The organism is Micromonospora sp. DT4, assembly GCF_049841675.1.
GTDB lineage: Bacteria > Actinomycetota > Actinomycetes > Mycobacteriales > Micromonosporaceae > Micromonospora.
Genome location: NZ_JBNCKT010000384.1, coordinates 1 through 494 on the forward strand (window position 1 = coordinate 1; position 494 = coordinate 494).

At 64.4% G+C, this 494-nt stretch carries 1 protein-coding gene; it reads left to right on the forward strand.

Going from position 1 to position 494, the window contains the following annotated elements:
• Positions 1–68 precede the first annotated feature (68 nt).
• Positions 69–494: hypothetical protein (locus ACLQ24_RS30220; RefSeq protein WP_425895135.1), on the forward strand; the 426-nt coding region annotated here is incomplete at its 3' end.

Consider the following 494-nt stretch of genomic DNA (forward strand, 5'->3'; position numbering starts at 1 on the left):
TGCCCGCTGATGCGCATGGCCGGTTGTTGAGCGTGGGTGATGGTGGGCAGGTCACTACCGGTGACCCGGTGACGGGTACGGCACTGGCGCACGCGCTGGCTAATCCGCCGTCCACCGCCCGGGCGGGCATGATGTCCGCCTCGACGTCAGCGGTGGACCCTGCCGGGGCCTTACCGATGATCACCAAGCGGCACCACAAGAGTTCGTCGGGCCTCTGGTGGGTGGTGTATGAGGTGCCGTACGGGCGCGAACTGCAGGAATTCCAGCAGATGGTAGCGGCGGACGAGCAGGCCGGTCTTCCCACTCTCGTGTCCTTCGACTCCGGCTCGGTGCAGCACATGCCGTGGGCCCTGAGCCAGGACATGTATGTGGTGTACATAGATGAGAAGCTCGACTACATCCTCGCTCACCAGAGAATGCCCGAGCGACCTTTGCCTCCCGCTGACATCGGTGAGCAGGGCCCGAACATCGCGGCGGTCATCGACTCTATCGAC